Source organism: Burkholderia diffusa (genome assembly GCF_902499115.1).
GTDB classification, from domain to species: Bacteria; Pseudomonadota; Gammaproteobacteria; order Burkholderiales; family Burkholderiaceae; genus Burkholderia; species Burkholderia diffusa.
Genome location: NZ_CABVPN010000016.1, coordinates 102291 through 122988 on the forward strand (window position 1 = coordinate 102291; position 20698 = coordinate 122988).

Annotated in this window: 20 protein-coding genes and 1 pseudogene; 12 read left to right on the top strand and 9 right to left on the bottom strand. The window is 65.9% G+C overall.

The features are described from left to right. Window positions 1-15: 15 nt before the first annotated feature. Complete coding sequence (locus BTE28158_RS17910; protein WP_108064692.1) at window positions 16-1263, bottom strand: lactonase family protein; 1248 nt, start codon at window positions 1261-1263, stop codon at window positions 16-18. Window positions 1264-1428: 165 nt separating this feature from the next. Between BTE28158_RS17910 and BTE28158_RS17915 the strand changes: the two genes are divergently transcribed. Together BTE28158_RS17915 and BTE28158_RS17920 are read left to right on the top strand one after the other, a co-directional pair. Beyond that, window positions 1429-3258: a glycoside hydrolase family 15 protein gene (locus tag BTE28158_RS17915; RefSeq protein ID WP_059600372.1), complete on the top strand. Its 1830-nt coding sequence runs from the start codon at window positions 1429-1431 to the stop codon at window positions 3256-3258. A 211-nt stretch (window positions 3259-3469) separates the two neighbouring features. Beyond that, window positions 3470-4966 carry a polyhydroxyalkanoate depolymerase gene (locus BTE28158_RS17920; protein WP_151051665.1) on the top strand — a complete coding sequence of 499 codons (1497 nt, stop codon included), beginning with the start codon at window positions 3470-3472 and terminating at the stop codon, window positions 4964-4966. 97 nt (window positions 4967-5063) lie between these two features. On the opposite strand, the gene BTE28158_RS17925 is transcribed toward BTE28158_RS17920, so the two are convergent. Further along, window positions 5064-5696, bottom strand: coding sequence for a TetR/AcrR family transcriptional regulator (locus tag BTE28158_RS17925; RefSeq protein WP_041490613.1), 633 nt, complete (start codon window positions 5694-5696; stop codon window positions 5064-5066). Between the two features lie 156 nt (window positions 5697-5852). Between BTE28158_RS17925 and rsxB the strand changes: the two genes are divergently transcribed. Both rsxB and nth read left to right on the top strand, forming a co-directional pair. Continuing rightward, window positions 5853-6857: an electron transport complex subunit RsxB gene (gene rsxB / locus BTE28158_RS17930; protein ID WP_174919988.1), complete on the top strand. Its 1005-nt coding sequence runs from the start codon at window positions 5853-5855 to the stop codon at window positions 6855-6857. Next, window positions 6854-7498: an endonuclease III gene (gene nth / locus BTE28158_RS17935; protein ID WP_151052648.1), complete on the top strand. Its 645-nt coding sequence runs from the start codon at window positions 6854-6856 to the stop codon at window positions 7496-7498. The genes rsxB and nth overlap by 4 nt, the downstream gene beginning before the upstream one ends. 109 nt (window positions 7499-7607) lie before the next feature. Here nth and BTE28158_RS17940 read toward each other — a convergent pair whose 3' ends face one another. Further along, window positions 7608-8537 carry a DMT family transporter gene (locus BTE28158_RS17940; protein ID WP_151052646.1) on the bottom strand — a complete coding sequence of 310 codons (930 nt, stop codon included), beginning with the start codon at window positions 8535-8537 and terminating at the stop codon, window positions 7608-7610. A gap of 214 nt (window positions 8538-8751) precedes the next feature. Between BTE28158_RS17940 and BTE28158_RS17945 the strand changes: the two genes are divergently transcribed. After that, the gene (locus BTE28158_RS17945) at window positions 8752-9219 is read left to right on the top strand and encodes a DUF1841 family protein (protein WP_409360402.1); all 468 of its coding nucleotides are present in this window, start codon (window positions 8752-8754) and stop codon (window positions 9217-9219) included. A 72-nt stretch (window positions 9220-9291) separates the two neighbouring features. Here BTE28158_RS17945 and BTE28158_RS17950 read toward each other — a convergent pair whose 3' ends face one another. Further along, window positions 9292-9651, bottom strand: coding sequence for a c-type cytochrome (locus BTE28158_RS17950; RefSeq protein ID WP_124612467.1), 360 nt, complete (start codon window positions 9649-9651; stop codon window positions 9292-9294). A gap of 40 nt (window positions 9652-9691) precedes the next feature. Next, entirely contained in the window at window positions 9692-10051 is a 360-nt protein-coding gene (locus tag BTE28158_RS17955) for a c-type cytochrome (protein WP_011885616.1), read from the bottom strand. A 246-nt stretch (window positions 10052-10297) separates the two neighbouring features. Here BTE28158_RS17955 and BTE28158_RS17960 point away from each other — a divergent pair, with 246 nt between their 5' ends. From BTE28158_RS17960 to BTE28158_RS17980, 5 genes are all read left to right on the top strand, one after another. Further along, a complete protein-coding gene (locus tag BTE28158_RS17960) occupies window positions 10298-11140 on the top strand; it encodes an AAA family ATPase (RefSeq protein WP_151049678.1) in 843 nt (280 codons plus the stop codon). 21 nt (window positions 11141-11161) lie between these two features. Beyond that, window positions 11162-12337, top strand: coding sequence for a vWA domain-containing protein (locus BTE28158_RS17965; RefSeq protein ID WP_124626783.1), 1176 nt, complete (start codon window positions 11162-11164; stop codon window positions 12335-12337). 57 nt (window positions 12338-12394) lie between these two features. Continuing rightward, a complete protein-coding gene (locus tag BTE28158_RS17970; RefSeq protein ID WP_059600364.1) occupies window positions 12395-13606 on the top strand; it encodes a benzoate/H(+) symporter BenE family transporter in 1212 nt (403 codons plus the stop codon). A gap of 169 nt (window positions 13607-13775) precedes the next feature. Further along, the gene (tal, locus tag BTE28158_RS17975) at window positions 13776-14729 is read left to right on the top strand and encodes a transaldolase (RefSeq protein ID WP_124903321.1); all 954 of its coding nucleotides are present in this window, start codon (window positions 13776-13778) and stop codon (window positions 14727-14729) included. A gap of 246 nt (window positions 14730-14975) precedes the next feature. Further along, window positions 14976-15428, top strand: coding sequence for a VOC family protein (locus tag BTE28158_RS17980; protein WP_059527353.1), 453 nt, complete (start codon window positions 14976-14978; stop codon window positions 15426-15428). Between the two features lie 53 nt (window positions 15429-15481). Here the strand turns inward: BTE28158_RS17980 and BTE28158_RS17985 are convergent, their stop codons facing one another. The 4 genes from BTE28158_RS17985 to BTE28158_RS18000 all read right to left on the bottom strand — a co-directional run bounded on the left by BTE28158_RS17985 (window position 15482) and on the right by BTE28158_RS18000 (window position 19331). After that, window positions 15482-15994: a hypothetical protein gene (locus BTE28158_RS17985; protein WP_151049680.1), complete on the bottom strand. Its 513-nt coding sequence runs from the start codon at window positions 15992-15994 to the stop codon at window positions 15482-15484. A gap of 429 nt (window positions 15995-16423) precedes the next feature. Continuing rightward, window positions 16424-17974, bottom strand: a complete 1551-nt coding sequence (gene mctP / locus BTE28158_RS17990; RefSeq protein ID WP_059600361.1) for a monocarboxylate uptake permease MctP — start codon at window positions 17972-17974, stop codon at window positions 16424-16426. Further along, window positions 17971-18213 carry a DUF3311 domain-containing protein gene (locus tag BTE28158_RS17995; protein WP_059600360.1) on the bottom strand — a complete coding sequence of 81 codons (243 nt, stop codon included), beginning with the start codon at window positions 18211-18213 and terminating at the stop codon, window positions 17971-17973. The genes mctP and BTE28158_RS17995 overlap by 4 nt, the downstream gene beginning before the upstream one ends. A 200-nt stretch (window positions 18214-18413) precedes the next feature. Continuing rightward, window positions 18414-19331, bottom strand: coding sequence for a class I SAM-dependent methyltransferase (locus BTE28158_RS18000; protein WP_151049682.1), 918 nt, complete (start codon window positions 19329-19331; stop codon window positions 18414-18416). Window positions 19332-19529: 198 nt separating this feature from the next. On the opposite strand from BTE28158_RS18000, the pseudogene BTE28158_RS33095 reads away from it, so the two are divergent. Further along, a pseudogene (locus BTE28158_RS33095) lies at window positions 19530-19725 on the top strand (hypothetical protein). Between the two features lie 118 nt (window positions 19726-19843). Then, window positions 19844-20659, top strand: coding sequence for a hypothetical protein (locus tag BTE28158_RS18005; RefSeq protein WP_151049684.1), 816 nt, complete (start codon window positions 19844-19846; stop codon window positions 20657-20659). The last annotated feature ends 39 nt before the right edge of the window (window positions 20660-20698 follow it).

Consider the following 20698-nt stretch of genomic DNA (forward strand, 5'->3'; position numbering starts at 1 on the left):
GCGCCCTTTCTGCATTTATTGCGCCACCGGCACCAGCTTGAAGTCGACCGGGCTGCCGACCGCCACCTTCTGCGGATTCGGGCCGAGCTGCCCCGTTTCGACGTCGCGACTGAATACGTAGAACGTGTCGCTGTCCTGGTTGCCGACGATCAGCCACTTGCCGGTCGGATCGATCAGGAATTCGCGCGGCGTCTTGCCGAGGCTCGACTGGCGGCCGACGGTCTTCAACCGGCCGTCGGCCTTGTTCACCGCGTAGATCACGATGTCGTTCACGTCGCCCCGGTTGCTCGCGTACAGGAAGCGGCCGTCCGGCGACAGATGGATCGCACCGCCGCCGACCTTGCCCTTGAAGCCCGGCACCGTCATCGGCAGCGTCTCGACCGGCGTCAGCTTGCCGTCGTGGTAGCCGAACACCTCGACCGCTGCGTTGAGCTCGCTCGTCACGTACGCGAACCGGCCGTCGTCACTGAACACCATGTGACGCGGGCCCGAGCCGGCCTTCACCGGCGTGTAGCGCGTGTCGGTCGGGCTGATCAGCCCGCGGCTGCCGTCCACCGTGTAGCGGTAGCCGTAGATCTTGTCCGCGCCGAGATCCTGCACGAACAGGTAACGGCCGTCGGGCGAGAACACCGTCGAGTGCACGTGCGCGCCGTCCTGGCGCCCCTTCACGGGCCCCGTGCCTTCATGATGCACCGTCAGCACGGCCGGGCCGACCGCACCGCCGTCGCGGACCGGGAACACGGCGAAACTGCCGCCCGGATCGGCCGCGACCGAGTAGTTGGCCGTGACGAGGTACTTGCCGTCCGGTGACAGCGCGAGATAGCAGGGATCGTTCCCTTCCGACGACACGCGGTCGACGAACGTGAGGGCGCCTGTCTTCGGATCGAAGCTGAACGCGCTGATGCCGCCGCGCTGCGTGGCCGGCCCGTTGTCGCCGGGCAGTTCATTGACCGCGTAGACGGTGCGACCGTCGCGGCTAGGCAACAGGTACGACGGGTTCACGGTCTTCGCCGACGACACGGGCGCGACGCTGCCCGTTTTCGTATCGAAGCGGTATACGTAGATCCCGTCGCTGCCGTGCCCCGTATAGGTGCCCACCAGCAGGTTGTAGACGCCGTCGGCCGGCGCCGGCGATTGTTGAGCGAATGCCTGGGTTGCGGACAAGGACAGCACGATCGCGAAACCTTTCATCCAGTGAGCGAGCCTAAGCGGGAACCCTCGTGTCGAAGCGCGTGCGTCACGCTCGCGTAAACGGCTGGGCATTGAATCCTCCTTGCATCGAGTCGCTTCAAGTGTTGAGATAGGACGAAACGCCGGCCGTTCATGCGCTCCGCCGCCGAGCCGAGTATACGGGGCGCGACGCCGGCAGGTGAAGCCCGGGCGCCGCAGCCTGCATAGTGAACTCGAATACTCAAGGACCGCTTGCCCATGCCCGCCCTGATCGAAGACTACGCCCTCGTCGGCGACGGCCACACCGCCGCGCTGATCTCGAAAGACGGCTCCGTCGACTGGCTGTGCTGGCCCCGCTTCGATTCGGGCGCCTGTTTCGCGGCGCTGGTCGGCACGCCCGAGCACGGCCGCTGGCTGCTCGCGCCGGCCGCCGACGCCGCGATCACGCACACGACGCGCCGCTATCGCGGCGATACGCTGATCCTCGAAACCGACTACGAAAGCGCCGACGGCGCCGTCACCGTGATCGACTTCATGCCGCCCGGCAACGGCTGGTCCGAACTGGTGCGGATCGTCGTCGGCCGCCACGGCACGATGAAGATGCGCATGGAACTGGTGTTGCGCTTCGACTACGGTTTCTCCGTCCCGTGGGTCACGCAGCTGACGCGCGAGGACGGCATGAAGGCGATCGCCGGCCCCGATACCGTCGTGCTGCGCACGCCCGTGCCGCTCACGGGCAAGAACCTCCATACGCTCGCGGAATTCACGGTGAGCGCCGACGAACGCGTGCCGTTTTCGCTCAGCTACGCGGCGTCGCACCTGCGGTTGCCGCCCGCGCGCGATCCGCTGTCGATGCTCGCCCGCACCGAGAACTACTGGCTCGAATGGTCGGGCCGCTGCCAGGTGCAGGGTCGCTACGCGGCCGCCGTGCGCCGCTCGCTGATCACGCTGAAGGCACTCGCGTACGAGCCGACCGGCGGGATCGTCGCGGCGCCCACCACGTCGCTGCCGGAGAAGATCGGCGGCAACCGCAACTGGGACTACCGCTACTGCTGGCTGCGCGACGCGACGATCACGCTGCTCGCGCTGATGCGCGGCGGCTACTACGACGAGGCGCGCGCCTGGCGCACATGGCTCGGCCGCGTGATGGCCGGCTCGCCCGAACAAATCCAGATCATGTACGGGATCGCGGGTGAGCGCCGGCTGCCGGAAATCGAGCTCGACTGGCTGCCCGGCTACCAGGACTCGAAACCGGTGCGCGTCGGCAACGGCGCGGCGAACCAGCTCCAGCTCGACGTGTTCGGCGAAGTGATGGCCGCGCTGCACCTCGCGCGCGTGGGCGGCCTGCAGGCCGACGACACGGTGTGGTCCGTCCAGTGTTCGCTGCTCGATCATCTCGAGAAGATCTGGCAGGAGCCCGACGAGGGCATCTGGGAAACGCGCGGCGGCCGCCGCCATTTCACGTTCTCGAAGGTGATGGCGTGGGTCGCGTTCGACCGCGCGATCAAGTCGGCGGAGATGTTCCGGCTGCCCGCGTCGCTCGACCGCTGGCGCGCGCTGCGCGACCGGATCCACGCCGACGTCTGCGACAACGCATGGCACGAAGGCAAACGGGCGTTTACGCAGAGCTATGGCAGCGACGAGCTCGACGCGAGCGTGCTGCTGATGCCGCTGCTCGGCTTCCTGCCGCCGGAGGACCCGCGCATCGTCGGCACGGTCGACGCGATCGAGCGGGAATTGCTGCACGACGGCCTCGTGATGCGCTACCGAACGACGGAGTACGACGACGGCCTGCCGCCCGGCGAAGGCACGTTTCTCGCTTGCAGTTTCTGGCTGGTCGACAACTACGCGCTGCTCGGCCGGATCGACGACGCGCACCGGCTCTTCAGCCGGCTGCTCGCGCTGTCCAACGACCTCGGGCTGCTCGCCGAGGAATACGACCCGGTCGAGGGCCGGCTCGTCGGCAACTTCCCGCAGGCGTTCTCGCACGTTGCGCTGGTGCACACCGCGATGAACCTGATGCACCACGAGGACGCCATGGCGCGCGCGGCCGGCCAGCCCGCGCCGGCCGTGGCGACGGGGCGCTGACCGGGGGCGGAACGGCTTCTTCAGAGATCGTCAATTCGCAACAGTTTGATGAAAAATCGGGGAAATGTTGCATTGCACCACCCATCGTTGTCCGATATGATCGATTCGATTGTCCGGCCGCACTGCAACATGGCCGGTCGCCGACCCACACGGCACGCCGCGACGCCCCACGCCGCCCTTGCGCACCGTCCCCCACGCGGGAGTAGTCTGCATGCTTTACCAACTGCACGAATTCCAGCGGGCGATGTTGAGCCCGCTCACGGCCTGGGCCCAGGCCGCATCCAAGTCGTTCGCCAATCCGTCCAGCCCGTTCTCGCTGATGCCCGGCGCGACGCGGATGGCCGCCGCGTACGAGCTCATGTACCGGCTCGGCAAGGATTACGAGAAGCCCGAATTCAACATTCATCAGATCGTCAAGGACGGCCACAACATCCCGATCGTTGAGCAGACGATCGTCGAGAAGCCGTTCTGCCGGCTGCTGCGCTTCAAACGCTATTCGGACGACGCCGATGCCGTCACGCAGTTGAAGGACGAGCCGGTCGTGCTGGTCTGCGCGCCGCTGTCGGGCCACCACTCGACGCTGCTGCGCGACACCGTGCGCACGCTGCTGCAGGATCACAAGGTGTACATCACCGACTGGATCGACGCGCGGATGGTGCCGGTCGAGGTCGGCCCGTTCCACCTGCACGACTACATCGCGTACATCCAGGAATTCATCCGCCACATCGGCGCGCGCAACCTGCACGTGATTTCCGTGTGCCAGCCGACCGTGCCGGTGCTCGCGGCAATCTCGCTGATGGCGAGCCGCGGCGAGGACACGCCGCTCACGATGACGATGATGGGCGGCCCGATCGACGCGCGCCGCAGCCCGACGTCGGTCAATTCGCTCGCGACGCAGCACTCGACCGCGTGGTTCGAGAACAACGTGATCCACACGGTGCCCGCGAACTATCCGGGCGAAGGCCGCCAGGTGTACCCGGGCTTCCTGCAGCACACGGGCTTCGTCGCGATGAATCCGGAACGTCACGCGCAGTCGCACTGGGACTTCTACCAGAGCCTGCTGCGCGGCGACGAGGATGACGCCGAGGCACACCGCCGCTTCTACGACGAGTACAACGCGGTGCTCGACATGGCGGCCGAGTATTACCTCGAGACGATCCGCGTCGTGTTCCAGGAATTCCGGCTCGCGGAAGGCACGTGGGATGTCGAAGGCGAGCGCGTGCGTCCGCAGGACATCAAGCACACCGCGCTGATGACGATCGAGGGCGAACTCGACGACATCTCGGGCAGCGGCCAGACGCACGTCGCGCACGAGCTGTGCACGGGCATCCCGCAGGACGATCGCCGCAGCCTGACCGCCGAGAAGTGCGGTCACTACGGGATCTTCTCGGGCCGCCGCTGGCGCACGATCATTTACCCGCAGCTGCGCGATTTCATCCGCGAGCATGCGCCGGAACCGAAGAACGGCGCGGCCAAGGTGCCCGCCGAAGCACCGGCAGCGACGACCCTCACCGCCGTGCCGGCCGGCAAGCCGCAACCCGAGGTGACGGTGCGCGCGACCGCCCCGAAGCGCGCGCGCGCGAAGGCGCCGGCCGTCACGGTTGCGCCCGCCAAGACGGCAACCGCGAAGGCCGCACCGGCCGCACCGGCCGCGAAACGCGCGGGCGGCACACGCGCCAAAACCGTTCGCGCGCGCAAGGCCGCCTGACGCGCCGCGTTCCGACGCAAAAACGCCGCCGTTGCTTGCGCACGGCGGCGTTTTTTTATCCGGCGGCCAACGGTGAGCCGCTCATCGGCGCGCGGGCTCAGCGTCGCAACAGGTACGCGAGCAGCACCTCGGTGTTCATCCTGACCATCTCCGCGCGCTCGTCGGCTTCGCTGAAGTCGCGGCCGAGTGTCGCGGCCAGCGTGAAACGGTTCGACACGATGTAGTAGCCGAGCCCCGACAGCGTCACGTAGAAGCGCAGCGGATCGACGTCGCTGCGGAACAGCCCAGCCTTCTGGCCGCGCATCAGCACGTTGCCGAGCTTCGCGACGATCGGCGACATCATCTCGCGGATTCGCGTCGACTTGTGCAGGTAGCGCGCTTCGTGCAGGTTCTCATTGTTGATGAGCCGCAGCAGCTCCGGATGATCGCGGTAGTAATCCCACACGAAATGCGCGAGCCTTGTCACGGCCTCGACGGGCGCGACGCCGTCGAGATCGAGCACGCGCTCGGCCTCGGTCAGCGCGGAGAACGCGTGTTCGAGCACGGCCGTAAACAACTGCTCCTTGCTGCCGAAATAGTAATAGAGCATGCGCTCGTTGGTTTCGGCCCGGCGCGCGATCTGGTCGACGCGCGCGCCGAACAGCCCTCCACTCGCGAACTCTTCGGCTGCCGCCATCAGGATGCGGCGGCGGGTACCTTCAGGATCTCTTTTGATTTTTGGCTGATTCATGGTGGCGTTTTGCTATGTGAGCCGCGTGATCCGGACCGGCACCCCCACCGCCTCGGCGCCGGCTGCCCTGGAACGAGCGCACCGCGTGCGGCCGCCCTCCTGCTGAGCCCCTGCAAAAAAGCGGTTCGATTATGCGCACAGACAGCGTCCAGCGCAATGCGGGAAATCGGCGATAATCGAGGTTTGGCAAACCTTTCCGGCCGCGCCAGACGCGGCCGAGAGCCATTCGGCGCTGCTGCGCCCGTTGTCACCGTGACCGATTCCAAGACCCTCGCAGATCGCATCGAAGATCTGCTTCCCCAGACGCAATGCACGAAGTGCGGCTATGACGGCTGCCGTCCGTACGCGGACGCGATCGCCGCCGGCAACGCGAACTACAACCAGTGCCCGCCCGGCGGCGCCGAAGGCATCGCACGCCTCGCGAACCTGCTCGGCAAGCCCGTGATCCCGCTGAACCCCGTCAACGGCACCGAGCATCCGCGCGCCGTCGCGTTCATCGACGAAAGCCTGTGCATCGGCTGCACGCTGTGCATGCAGGCATGCCCGGTCGACGCGATCGTCGGCGCACCGAAACAGATGCACACGATCGTCGAATCGCTGTGCACCGGCTGCGACCTGTGCGTGCCGCCCTGCCCGGTCGACTGCATCGCGATGGTCCCCGTGACCGACGAGCGCACCGGCTGGGACGCGTGGTCGCAGGAACAGGCGGACGCCGCGCGCGAACGCCACGACCGCCGGCTCGCCCGCCAGCGTCGCGAACGGGAGGCCGCCGAAGCGCGTGCCGCCGCCCGCCGCGCGGCCAGTGCCGGTGCGGCCAAGGCTGCGCCGGCCGCGGCACAGCCTGGCGCACCGGGCGCCGCCCCGGCCGACGATGCCGACGCCAGGAAACGCGCGATCATCGCCGCCGCGCTCGAACGCGCACGCAAGAAGAAGGAAGAACTGTCCGAACGAGGTGCCGGACCGAAGAACACCGAAGGCGTGAGCGCGGCCGTGCAGGCGCAGATCGACGCGGCCGAAGCCCGCCGCAAGCGGCTCGCCGAACAGCAGGCGCAGCGCGACACCGAGGCTGCGGACACCCGTGACGACCACGACGACCACGACGATCCGAACAACGACGACCGGAACGGCCCGACCGCGCCGCCCGACAAGAACCGTCCATGAACGCCTCCAAACGACGCGCGATCTACGAAACGCTGCAGAGCCTCAATCCGCATCCGACGACCGAGCTCGAATACACGACGCCGTTCGAGTTGCTGATCGCGGTGATGTTGTCCGCGCAGGCAACCGACGTGTCGGTCAACAAGGCGATGCGCAAGATGTTCCCGGTCGCGAACACCCCGCGACAAATCGTCGCGCTCGGTGAAGAAGGCGTCGCCGACTACATCAAGACGATCGGCCTCTACCGCACCAAGGCGAAGAACGTGATCGCGGCGTGCAACATCCTGCTCGAGCGCTACGACGGCGAAGTGCCGGCCGATCGCGACGCGCTCGAGAGCCTGCCGGGCGTCGGCCGCAAGACCGCGAACGTCGTGCTGAACACCGCGTTCGGCCAGCCGACGATCGCGGTCGACACGCATATCTTCCGCGTCGCGAACCGCACGGGGCTCGCGCCGGGCAAGGACGTGCGAGCCGTCGAGGCCGCGCTCGAGAAGTTCACGCCGAAGGAATTCCTGCAGGACGCACATCACTGGCTGATTCTGCACGGTCGCTACGTGTGCAAGGCCCGCAAGCCCGAATGCTGGCACTGCGCGATCGAGCCGCTGTGCGAATTCCGGCCGAAGACACCACCGCCGAACGAGTGACCGCCGGCCGCGGCTGACGCGCCGCAAGCGGCCGCCCGAGCCGTGCGCGGCGCGCGGGCACGACCCGGGAGCGCCGTTGCGGCCCCCACGACTTTCCCCGTTTCCCTGCTTATGCGTTGGACGTCGCCGTCGCGTCGTCGGCCGCCGCGCCGCCCGCACGCACGAGCGCCAGCACGGCCGCGAGGATCGCGACGCCGCCGACCCACTGCAACGGCGACAGCGCCTCGCCGAACAGCAGCGCCGCGAGCGCGACCGTCACGACCGGTTCGAGCGTCGACAGCATCGACGTGCGCGCGGCCCCCAGCCGCTCGAGCCCGGCGAAGAACGCGAGCATCGCTGCGACCGTCGACACCAGCGCGATCGCGAGCATCGACGCCCAGCCGGCGCCCGTCTCCGGCCAGCGCGGCGGCGCGCCGAACGCCGTGGTCCGCACGATCGCGATCGCGACGAGCGTCGCGGTCGCCGACAGGCAGATGATCGCGGTGGTCGCGAGCGGATCGACGCCGCGCGTCGCCTTCGTGCCGCCGACGATGTACAGCGAATAGATCACCGCGGCGGCCAGTGCGAGCGCGATGCCGAGCGGCTCGCCGTGGCCGCCGCCGACCATCAGCGCGGAGCCCGCGACACAGAGCACGAGCGCGACCGCCTTCGCGCGCGTGAGGCGCTCGCCGAGCCACCACGCGGCCAACAGCGTGACGAAGGCCGGATACAGGTACAGCAGCAGCGCGACGAGGCTCGCCTGCGCATGCTGGAGCGCGCTGAAATAGCAAAACGACTGCCCGACGTAGCCGAGCGCGCCCATCGCCACGAGCGGCGTGAGCGCGCGGCCGCGCGGCCATGCGACGCGGCGGTGCCGGGCGATCGCGGCAAGGACCGCGCCGCCGATCGCGAAGCGCACGATGAGCAGCCCGAGCACGTCGACGCCGGCCGCATACGCATAACGACCGAAGATCGCCATCGCGCCGAATGCGGCGGCGGACAGCGCGACATAGAGCGCGCCCTGCAGCGCGGCGGACGATGAGCGGACGGTGGCGGACATGACGGAACGGTGTGAGCGCGACGACGGGAATCGTCGGAGTTTAACGGCCCGGTGGCCGGCAGCCTAGCCCGCGCTTACCCGTTGCGCCGCGCCGCGGCCCGCGCCGGCCGACTCCAGTTGACGTCGCCCGCGCTATGCCACGGTGCGCACCCCGCCCGCGCGCCGCCCGCCGCCAGCGCCGTGCGCCGACCCGGCGTACAATGCGCGACGCGGCATGACGCCGCCCGAATCACGACGCATCCCCACCATGTTCAATCCGAGTCGCGACGAAGTCCGTCGCTTTTTCACCGAGACCTGGCGCAAGCAACGCGCAGGCGAGATCCTGACGCCGCTGGAAGCGATGGCAGCCGACTGGATCGTCGAGCATCCCGAATACCACGACGACCTCGCGGACGCCGACGGCGCCGCCGCGCGCAACTACACGCCCGAGGAAGGCCGCACGAACCCGTTCCTGCACCTGTCGATGCACCTCGCGATCAGCGAGCAGTTGTCGATCGACCAGCCGCCCGGCATCCGCGCCGCGCACGACAAGCTGGCCGCGAAGCTCGATTCGACCCACGAGGCGCAGCACATGATCATGGAATGCCTCGGCGAGACGATCTGGGAAGCGCAGCGCACCGGCACGCCGCCCGATACGGACGCGTACCTGCAGCGCATCCTGCGCCGCGCGTCGCGCGACTGAGCGCCGCGGACAAAAAAATACCCCGCCGCGGCGGGGTACTCTGGCTGCACGGACCAGGAAGGTCCGATGCGCTTACTTCTTGAAGACGAGATCGGTCTCTTTCAGCGACTCGATGTAGGCCGCGATGTCCTTCATGTCGTTGACCGACAGGTTCTGCACCTGCGCCTGCATGATCGCGTTATTGCGACCGAGCAGCGGGTTCGTCAGCCCCATCTGGTACTGGCGCATCGCCCACACGAGGTAGTCGGCGTGCTGGCCGGCGAGGCGCGGATACTCTGCGTTGATCGGCTTGTTCAGCTGCGCGCCGTGGCAGGCCGCGCAATTGTGCGACTCGACCAGCTCCTTGCCCTTCGTGGTGTCCGCCGCATGCGCGGTACCGATCGCGAGGCCGGCCGCCAGTGCAACCGCCGCCGTCTTGAATGCGTTATTCATGAATGCTCCTGTCCCGCCGGTCAGATCGGCGGCGCGCGCTTTACTTGTAGGGATTGTCCTTCGTGTCGGCCTTCTGGGCGGCGTAGTAAGCCGCCAGATCCGCGATGTCCTGGTCCGTCAGCGAACCGGCGATCGCATTCATCGACGGGAAGTGGCGATCCTTCTTGCGGTAGGCCTTCAGCGCGTTCTCGAGGTATTGCTGGTTCTGGCCGCCGAGGACCGGCACCCGGTAGACCTCCGGGTACGCCGCGCGGTAATCCTGGATGCCGTGGCAACCGATGCACATGGCGGCCTTGCTCGCCCCGTCCTTCGGGTTGCCGACCACACCGGCCGCCTGCGCGCTGCCCGCGAGCGCCACGAGCGCTGCGACAACGACGTGTTTGCCGACGAATTTGTTCATAGCTCTTGTAACCTAGCTTGAGGGGAAACTGGCGCCGAAGCGGCAACGGCCCGCGCCGTTTTGCTTATCGGATCGCCACGCAGGCCAAAAAAAACGGCCAGATTGTACCGCGTCGGCGGGGAACGCGTCCATATGGCGCCCCAGTCCGGCCCCGCCGCAACCCCGCAACGATACGCGGCCCCGGGCCAACCGGACAGCCCTTCTGACTTATACTGGGTTTTTTTGCGACCAGGAAAGAGCGCCGCCATGCGTTTCGAAGGATCCTCGCACTACGTCGCCACCGACGACCTGAAGCTCGCGGTCAACGCCGCGCTGACGCTGCAACGCCCGCTGCTGATCAAGGGCGAGCCCGGCACCGGCAAGACCATGCTCGCCGAGGAAGTGGCGGCCGCGCTCGACATGCCGCTGTTGCAGTGGCACATCAAGTCGACGACGAAGGCGCAGCAGGGCCTGTACGAATACGACGCGGTATCGCGGCTGCGCGACTCGCAGCTCGGCGACGAACGCGTGAAGGACATCTCGAACTACATCGTCAAGGGCGTGCTGTGGCAGGCGTTCGACGCCGAGCACCCGAGCGTGCTGCTGATCGACGAGATCGACAAGGCCGACATCGAATTCCCGAACGACCTGCTGCGCGAGCTCGACCGGATGGAATTCCACGTGTACGAGACGCGCGAGACGGTACGCGCGAAGCACCGCCCGCTCGTGATCATCACGTCGAACAACGAGAAGGAACTGCCCGACGCGTTCCTGCGCCGCTGCTTCTTCCACTACATCCAGTTTCCCGATCCGTCGACGATGCAGAAGATCGTCGCGGTCCACTTTCCGAACATCCGCGAAGAATTGCTGCAGGCGGCGCTGCAAAGTTTCTTCGAATTGCGCGGCGTGTCGGGGCTGAAGAAGAAGCCGTCGACGTCCGAACTCCTCGACTGGCTCAAGCTGCTGCTCGCCGAGAACATCCCGGCCGACGCGCTGCGCGGCGCCGACGCGAAGCAGATCGTGCCGCCGCTCGCGGGCGCGCTGCTGAAGAACGAGCAGGATCTGAGCCTGCTCGAGCGGCTCGTCTACATGAACCGGCACAACCGGTAACCCACCCGCGAAGGCCCGGCCATGCTGCTCAATTTCTTCTACGCGCTGCGCGCAGCCAAGCTGCCCGTCTCGGTGAAGGAATACCTGACGCTGCTCGAATCGCTGAAGGCTGGCCTGATCTCGCCGTCGATCGACGCGTTCTACTTCCTCGCACGGATGACGCTCGTCAAGGACGAGCAGTACTTCGACAAGTTCGACCAGGCGTTCGGCGCGTATTTCCACGGCGTGTCCGTGCTGCCGTCCGAAGCGTTCGACATCCCGCTCGACTGGCTCGAGAAGCGCCTCGAGCGCGAGCTGTCGCCGGAGGAAAAGGCGCAGATCGAAGCGATGGGCGGGCTCGACAAGCTGATGGAGCGCCTGAAGGAACTGCTCGACGAGCAGAAGGAACGCCACGAAGGCGGCAACAAGTGGATCGGCACCGGCGGCACGTCGCCGTTCGGGCACGGCGGCTACAACCCGGAAGGCGTGCGCATCGGCGGCCCGTCGAACGGCAACCGTACCGCCGTCAAGGTGTGGGAGGCGCGCGCGTACCGTGACTACGACGATTCGGTCGAAATCGGCACGCGCAACATCAAGGTCGCGTTGCGGCGCCTGCGCCGCTTCGCGCGCGAAGGCGCGGCCGAGGAGCTCGACCTGCCCGGCACGATCCGCAGCACGGCCGCGAACGCCGGCTGGCTCGACTTGCGGATGGTGCCCGAGCGTCACAACAACGTGAAGGTGCTGATGCTGCTCGACGTCGGCGGCTCGATGGACGACCATATCAAGCGCACCGAAGAGCTGTTCTCGGCCGCGAAGGCCGAATTCAAGCACCTGGAGTTCTACTACTTCCACAACTGCGTGTACGACCACCTGTGGAAGAACAACCGCCGTCGTCACTCGGAGCGCACCGCGACGTGGGACGTGCTGCACAAGTTCACGCCCGACTACAAGCTGATCTTCGTCGGCGACGCGACGATGAGCCCGTACGAGGTGCTGCAGCCCGGCGGCTCGGTCGAATACAACAACCCGGAAGCCGGCGCCGTCTGGCTGCGCCGCCTCGCGGACCAGTTCCCCCACCATGCCTGGCTGAACCCCGAGCCCGAGCGGCTATGGGAGTACCGGCAATCGGTCGCGGTGATCCGCGACCTGCTCGGCCAGCGCATGTATCCGCTCACGCTCGCGGGCCTCGAAACCGCGATGCGCGCACTCAGCAAATAACGAACCCGCCCTGCAGACACGAAGGCCGCGTCAGAGCGGCCTCCCCCCGGAGATAGCATGAACCCTTCGCCCACCGCGAGCGCTGGCCGCGCCGGCGGCCGCCGCTTTTTCACCGACACGTCCGTTTCCGCGCTCGTCGCCGGCTTCGTCGCGATGATGACGGGCTACACGAGCTCGCTCGTGCTGATGTTTCAGGCCGGCCGCGCCGCGCACCTGACCGACGCGCAAATCTCGTCGTGGATCTGGGCGCTGTCGATCGGCATGGCGCTGACGACGATCGGCCTGTCGCTGCGCTTTCGCGCGCCTGTCGTGGTCGCATGGTCGACGCCCGGCGCCGCGCTGCTGATCGCGTCGCTGCCCGGCGTGCCGTACCCCGAGGCCATCGGCGCGTTCGTCGTGTGCGCGCTGCTGCTGACCGCGGTCGGCGTGAGCGGGCTGTTCGACACGCTGATGCGGCGCATTCCGGCCGGCATCGCGGCCGCCTTGCTCGCGGGCATCCTGTTCGAGATCGGCATCGAGATCTTCCGCGCCGCGCAGTTCCAGACCGCGCTCGTGCTCGCGATGTTCTTCACCTACCTGATCGTCAAGCGACTCGCGCCGCGTTACGCGATCGTCACGACGCTGATCGTCGGCACTGCGGTGGCCGGCGGTCTCGGCCTGCTCGACTTCAGCCGCTTCCACATCGCGCTCGCGCAGCCCGTGTTCACGATGCCCGCGTTCTCGATCGCATCGATCGTCAGCATCGGCATTCCGCTGTTCGTCGTCGCGATGGCATCGCAGAACGTGCCCGGCATCGCCGTGCTGCGCGCGGACGGTTATTCGACGCCGTCGTCGCCGCTCATCGCGACCACGGGTCTCGCATCGCTGCTGCTCGCGCCGTTCGGCTCGCACGGCGTGAACCTCGCGGCGATCACCGCCGCGATCTGCACCGGCCCCGAAGCGCACGAGGATCACGCGAAGCGCTACACGGCCGCCGTGTGGTGCGGCACGTTCTACCTGGTCGCCGGGATCTTCGGTGCGACGATCGCGGCGCTGTTCGCGGCGCTGCCGAAGGCGCTCGTCGTGTCGGTCGCCGCGCTCGCGCTGTTCGGCTCGATCATGAGCGGGCTCGCAAATGCGATGCAGGACGTGAAGCAGCGCGAAGCCGCGCTCGTCACGTTCATGGTCACCGCGTCGGGCCTCACGCTGCTGTCGATCGGCTCGGCGTTCTGGGGGCTCGTCGCGGGGATCGTCACGCAGGTGATCCTGAACGCGCGGCGCCCCGCGTAGCGCCGCATGGCGCGGCCCCGCACCGCAAACGGCACGCCGAAACGTGCACGACGCGATTCGGGCCTAGAATAGCGGATCGGAGGTGGCGCCCGGGCGCCGCCTCGCTTCGCTGCCGCGCTCGCGCGGCCCGTGAGAACCCCGGCGCCTTGCGCCCTCCTCCCGAATCGCCATGACTACCGCACTCGACCAGCTGAAGCAATATACGACCGTCGTCGCCGACACGGGCGATTTCCAGCAGCTTGCGCAATACAAGCCGCAGGACGCGACCACGAACCCGTCGCTGATCCTGAAGGCCGTCCAGAAGGACGCGTACAAGCCGATCCTCGAGAAAACCGTCCGCGATCATCGCAACGAAAGCACCGATTTCATCATCGACCGCCTGCTGATCGCATTCGGCACCGAGATCCTGAAGCTGATCCCGGGCCGCGTGTCGACCGAGGTCGATGCGCGCCTGTCGTTCGACACGCAGCGCTCGATCGACAAGGGTCGCGAGCTCATCAAGCTTTACGAAGCCGCCGGCATCGGCCGCGAGCGCATCCTGATCAAGCTCGCGTCGACGTGGGAAGGCATTCGCGCGGCCGAGGTGCTGCAGAAAGAAGGGATCAAGTGCAACATGACCCTGCTTTTCTCGCTCGTCCAGGCCGCCGCATGCGCGGAAGCCGGCGCGCAACTGATCTCGCCGTTCGTCGGCCGCATCTACGACTGGTACAAGAAGCAGGCGGGGGCCGACTGGGATGAAGCGAAGAACGGTGGTGCGAACGATCCGGGCGTGCAGTCGGTGCGAGGCATCTACACGTACTACAAGACGTTCGGCTACAACACCGAAGTGATGGGCGCGAGCTTCCGCACGACGAGCCAGATCACCGAGCTCGCGGGCTGCGACCTGCTGACGATCAGCCCCGATTTGCTGCAGAAGCTGCAGGAAAGCAACGATACGGTGGCACGCAAGCTGTCGCCGGACGCGCTGCAGGACAAGCCGACCGAGCGCGTCGCCATCGACGAGGCATCGTTCCGCTTCCAGTTGAACGACGAAGCGATGGCAACGGAAAAACTGGCCGAGGGCATCCGCGTGTTCGCCGCCGACGCGGTGAAGCTCGAGAAGCTGATCGATGCACTGCGCTGAACCGTGCTGCACGTGACGGTTGTCAGTTGAACTGTCAGCAAGCCTGACAACAGCCGTCAGCAAGCGTGACGAACGGCCGCGAACTCCGTGTTCGCGGCCGTTTTTATTTTTCATTCCATCGTCAAGCGCGCGCACTACAATCCACGTCACGAGTGCGCCGGCCGCATCCCGGCGTGCTCTTCCCGGTCAATCTTGGAAGTACCCGGGCCGGCACCGACACGCCGGCCCGGCCAACAGGAGACAACGATGCAGGTCCAACCGTATCTGACGTTCTACGGCCGCGCGGAAGAGGCCCTTCAGTTCTACGAAAAGGCGCTCGGCGCGAAGACGATGTTCAAGATGCACTTCAAGGACGCGCCGCCGAATCCCGACTATCCGATGTCGCCGGAAATGAGCGACAAGGTGATGCATGCGAGCTTCACGATCGGCGACTCGATGATCATGTGCTCGGACGGCGACTGCAGCCAGCCGGGCGGCACGCATTCGGGTTATTCGCTGTCGCTGAACCCGGCGACGGTCGAAGAAGGCCAGAAGCTGTTCAATGCGCTCGCCGACGGTGGCGAAGTGACGATGCCGTTCGGCAAGACGTTCTGGGCGCTCGGCTTCGGCATGGCGAAGGATCGTTTCGGCGTGCACTGGATGGTCAACGTCGAAGATCTCTCGCAACGCGAGGATCTCGCGAAACGCGCGGGGCAGTAACGCACGCGCGCCGCCCGGACCGCCGCGCAAGCGCCGTGATCCGGGCGGCCTCGCTACTTGCGCAGCGCCTCCGCCAGCGCCCGCTCCAGCGTGCCGTTCGAGCGGCACGCGACGCGCGCGCTCTTCTGCTTGCCGGCCGCGACCACGCTGGCCGTGCCCGCGACGTCGATCGACACGGTCACGCCTTGCGTGGCGTCGTCGATGCGCGTCACCACCTTCAGCGTGTGTGTCACGTTGGACGTCTGCTTCAGCTCGGAGCAATCCAGGAAATTCCCTGCGTTCGGATAATCGGCATAGGCGGCGGCCAGGAGCCCCGCATCGCGATCGCTGACGCGCACGGCGAGCTTGTGGTCCGCGTAGAACTGCGCGACGGCCGTCCATACTTCGTCATACTTGCGATTGCCGATTACGATGCCCGACGCATCGTCGGCGCCGTGCGCGCCGTCGGACGTATCCTGCCGCTGCGGCGGCGCATCGCGCGCCGCGTACCGCTGTCCTGGACCGTAGACTGAAATGCAGCCGGCGAGCATCGCGCACAGCAGCGCGGCCGGCAAGATCGTTTTCATCGGGCCCACCATCACCGGTAATACATGTTCGCGCAGCCGGCGAGCAGGATCGGGGCGACGAGCACCCACATCAACAGGACTCTCATCGTTCGCCTCACCGGTAGTACGCGTTCACGCAACCGGCAAGCGCGGCGCACCACAGGCCAAGCACCAGCATCCCAATCTTCATCATTGCATCCCTCATGTAGTCGAATCGTGTCGAGATCGAATCACCCGGCGTGGCCGGGCGGGACGCAATACTGGCAAACAGGAAGCGCAGCTTCCAATCGGTCTTCCACCGATTTTCGCCGCGGCGCGACTATCCTAGAATCGCTTGGAGATCAACGGAAACGGAAGCACGGCCGCACGGGGCGTTCACGGCGGACCATGCAAAACGCCCGCGATTTGCGTCGCGGGCGCCGTGTCGAAATTGCAACAGCCGGGAGGCGTTCAGCCCTCGGCGACGTCGAGGTAATCCTCCGGCCGCGTGCGGTCCTCCGCGTGCGCCATGCCCATCATGCGCACCAGCACGCTCACCGCCACCGACACCACCAGGTTCACGACCAGCGACCACACGGCCGCATAGCCGGGAATCGCGAGACCGAACAGGTGGATCGTGAAGATCGAGCTGGCCAGCTTCAGCGAAATCGCCATCCACGTGCCGCACACGATGCCTGCCGCCCAGCCGGCCAGCAGGCCGCGATGGTCGAGCACGCGCGTGTACAGGCCGAGCACGATCGCCGGCAGCGTCTGGATGATCCAGATCCCACCGAGCAGCTGCAACTGGATCGCGTACGTCAACGGCAGCCCGAGGATGAACGCGACCGCGCCGACCTTCACGATCAGCGACACGAGTTTCGCGACGTGCGTCTCCTGGTCGTGCGTCATGTTGCGGTTCACGAACTCGCGGTGGATGTTGCGCGTGTACAGGTTCGCGGCCGCGATCGACATGATCGCCGCCGGCACCAGCGCGCCGATGCCGATCGCCGCGAACGCGACGCCGACGAACCACGACGGGAAATACTCGAGGAACAGCGCGGGCACCGCGAAGTTCGGGCCGAACGCCTTGAAGTACGGCGCGTACTGCGGCATGTCCTTCACGCCCGCCGCGAGCGCCATGTAGCCGAGCAGCGCGAGCAGGCCGAGCACGAACGAATACGCGGGCAGCATCGCCATGTTGCGGCGGATCGAGTTGCCCGACGCCGACGACAGGATCGCCGTGACCGAGTGCGGATACAGAAACAGCGCGAGCGCGGAGCCGATCGCGAGCGTCGCATACGCGCTGTAGCCGTTCAGGCTCGTCGCATCGGGCGCTTTCAGCAGCAGCTTCGCCGGCGGCACCGACGCGAAGATGTGGCTGAAGCCGCCGAGCTTCGCGGGGATCACGATGACCGCCGCCGCGATCGTGATGTAGATCAGGATGTCCTTCACGATCGCGATCATCGCGGGCGCGCGCAGCCCCGACGTGTAGGTGTATGCGGCGAGAATCGCGAACGCGATGATGAGCGGCAGGTCGCCGACGAAGCCGGTCGTGTCGAAACCCAGCGCGCCGATCACGACTTCGATGCCGACGAGCTGCAGCGCGATGTACGGCATCGTCGCGAGGATGCCCGTCACCGCGATCGCGAGCGCGAGCATCCGGCTGCCGTAACGCGCGTTGACGAAGTCGGCGGCCGTCACGTAGCCGTGCCGCTTCGCGATGCTCCACAGCTTCGGAAACACGACGAACGCGAACGGGTAGATCAGGATCGTGTACGGCAACGCGAAGAAGCCCATCGCGCCGGCGCCGAACACGAGCGCGGGCACCGCGACGAACGTGTAGGCCGTGTAGAGGTCGCCGCCGAGCAGGAACCACGTGACGATCGTACCGAAGCGGCGGCCGCCGAGTCCCCATTCGTCGAGGTGGGCGAGATCGCCGCGCCGCCAGTTCGCGGCGAGAAAACCGAGTATGGTGACACCGATGAACAGGAGTACGAAGACGAAGGTCGCGCCGAGATTCATCGCGCACCTCCCTGCGTGCCGCCTGCCTTCCATGCGTGCTTGGTCTTGAAATACACGAACGCGGTGATCACCGCGCTAATGAACACCCACAGCAACTGGTACCAGTAGAAAAACGGAAAACCCAACCATTGCGGTTCGATCTTGCTGTACGAAGGCACCCAGACCATCGCGATCAGCGGCAGCACCAGCAGCCAGAGCCAGCGCTTGGCGGCCCGATTGGCGTCGGCATCGTGAGCCATGACGTCTCCTCATCTTTCCCGGTTATCGATCTTGTCAAGCGGGTACGGCGGCGAGAGGAGGGGCAAAACGGGTAAGCTGCGGCTCCCCTGGCTTCGCGCCAGTATAGGAGCCGCGAGCGAGCGGTCAAGCAGGGGCGAACCCGAGGTGATCCGCCCCCCCAGTCAAGCGGTTGCACCGGCATGCGACCGGTGCATGAGCGTCAGATCGCGAACGAGGATTCGCGCGCGCCGGTCGTTTCTTTCAAAGCTTTCACCCACTTGCGCGCGGGGAGCTTCAGCGTGTCCTCGATCAGCTTCGCGCGGGCTTCCAGCTGCGCGAACGACACGTCGAGCGCGGGGCCCGAGAACGCGATCGCGATCCGGTTGCCGTCGTGCACTTCCGGCAGCGCGATCACGCGATGGTCGAACGCCGCGTTCAGGTGCTTCATGTTGCGCACGAAGCTCGGATGGTCGCCGAACAGGTTGATCGTCGCGACGCCCGCGTCGGCGAGGCAGCCGCGCACCGCGCGGTAGAACGCGACGCTGTCGAGCACCGGGCCGCGGGCGGTCGCGTCGTACAGGTCGATCTGCAATGCGCCCGTCGTGCCGCGGTTGGCCGGATCGTTGACGAAATCCCATGCATCGGCTTCATGCACGACGAGGCGTGCGTCATCGGGCGGCAGCGCGAACATCGTGCGCGCCGCGACGATCACGGCCGGGTTCAGTTCGACGGCCTCGACCTTCGCGTGCGGCAGGAAGCGGTGCGAGAACTTGGTGAGCGCGCCGGTGCCGAGCCCGAGCTGGACGATCCGCTCGGGCGTTTCGAGGAACAGCAGCCACGCCATCATCTGCTGCGCGTATTCGAGCTCGATGTGCAGCGGCTTCGAGATCCGCATCGCACCTTGCACCCATTCGGTACCGAAGTGCAGGAAGCGCACGCCGCGCTCTTCGGAGAACGTGACGGGTGCGAAGCGCGGCTTGCGCGGCGCCTCGAAGACGGGCACGTCGTCGTGTTCGTCGATCTCCGGACGGCGCTTCACGCGCGGCGGCTGGAGCTTTTCGGAGCCGTTGTAGGCGGCCGGCTTGCGTTGCTTGAACGCGCGCGCCTCGGCGGACGCGCGCTTGATCAGTCGGGTCATGTGTGAATCTCGCTGGGTGAAGCTGGTTTTGGCGGACGAGAGGATAGCATTGGCGGGGGATCGTGGCCGTGCCGCATGCCCTGCATGACTTCGAATCCGGTTGGCGCTACGCTGCATTCGGTGATCGATGAAGGACACATGACCTCGAGCTGCAGGAAGATCTGGTTTCCGGCGAAACGCTATCGCTGAGAATGGGGGTTGCCTGTGGCTTGGCTGGGCTGGGTCGTGCCGCCCCGGTTCGCGATCGGAGTCATTGCGAGCGTGTCGCTACTGCCGCTCCACAAGTCACCCTCTCACGTACGGCATGTGCACTGCGACGTTGTCCGCACTACCGATCGTCGTGTGCTGGATCAAGCGCGAGAAGCCCGAATGGAGATCAGATAAAGAAAATTGAGCGGGCGGGAGCGCTGGCCGCGTCCTCGCCGGAGACTCAAAACACACGCTTCACGATTGACTTGCGCACATTGTGCGCGCACAATGTGCGCAAGTCAATTTCGATTACCGGTGGTGTAATGACCTGGTCATATGTCTATTTATCGAGCCGCGCTACTCACATCGAATCTCAAACAGTTTTCGAGATCGAATTTGCGCGAAATATTCAATCCTCGGCCGACCTCACGATCCGCCCACTGGCTGGTTCGAAGAAAAAATTCAGCACAGCGGAACTGAAAATTCTCAGGGATGAGCTTTGGGAGAATCACCTCGGTGAGCGCCGCAGAAACGAGATGCGTTGCCTCGTCGAAAACGACTTCTCCGGTGACAGACAACAGGTAGCTACAATTATTTCGGAATTGACGGCCAAGAACGTGTCTGTCCGAAGCATTCAAGCATGGTTAATCGAACCGGGAAAACCTAGTAGCCGGCAATGTCCGGAGTGGGCATTGAAAGCACTTCACGACTACACTTGCCGACCTGAGAATGAGCAACGCCTTCGCGCACGACGCGAGTACAAAGCAGGTCAACCACTCGCCATTAAGCGTACGTCGCTCGACGTCTACGACAAATACGCAGTAGATATGGCGACCAATCAGATCGAAGCTGATCAGCATAAGCGAGACTCGTGGAGAAACTTGCCCTATGGAGAAATTCCAGACAAATTATTCGAGCTTGAAAATCGCTTGACCGGTCATCTTCACTATCTGCAGACACAACTTGTTGCCATATCAATCGCCCTGAGGACCTGTGAATCTTTCGACGAGTTCAAACAAAAGGTGCTCGAAGATATCGATAATCAAACCTCGGAAGACTATTTCGTCAGAGAGGCTCGTCGCGCCATCGAGTCAAGAACTGACGAGTTTTCGAACGTGGAAGGCCTGTTGAACAAATAAGCAACCGTTACTCGGCCCCCATTCCGACAATGTGTGTGG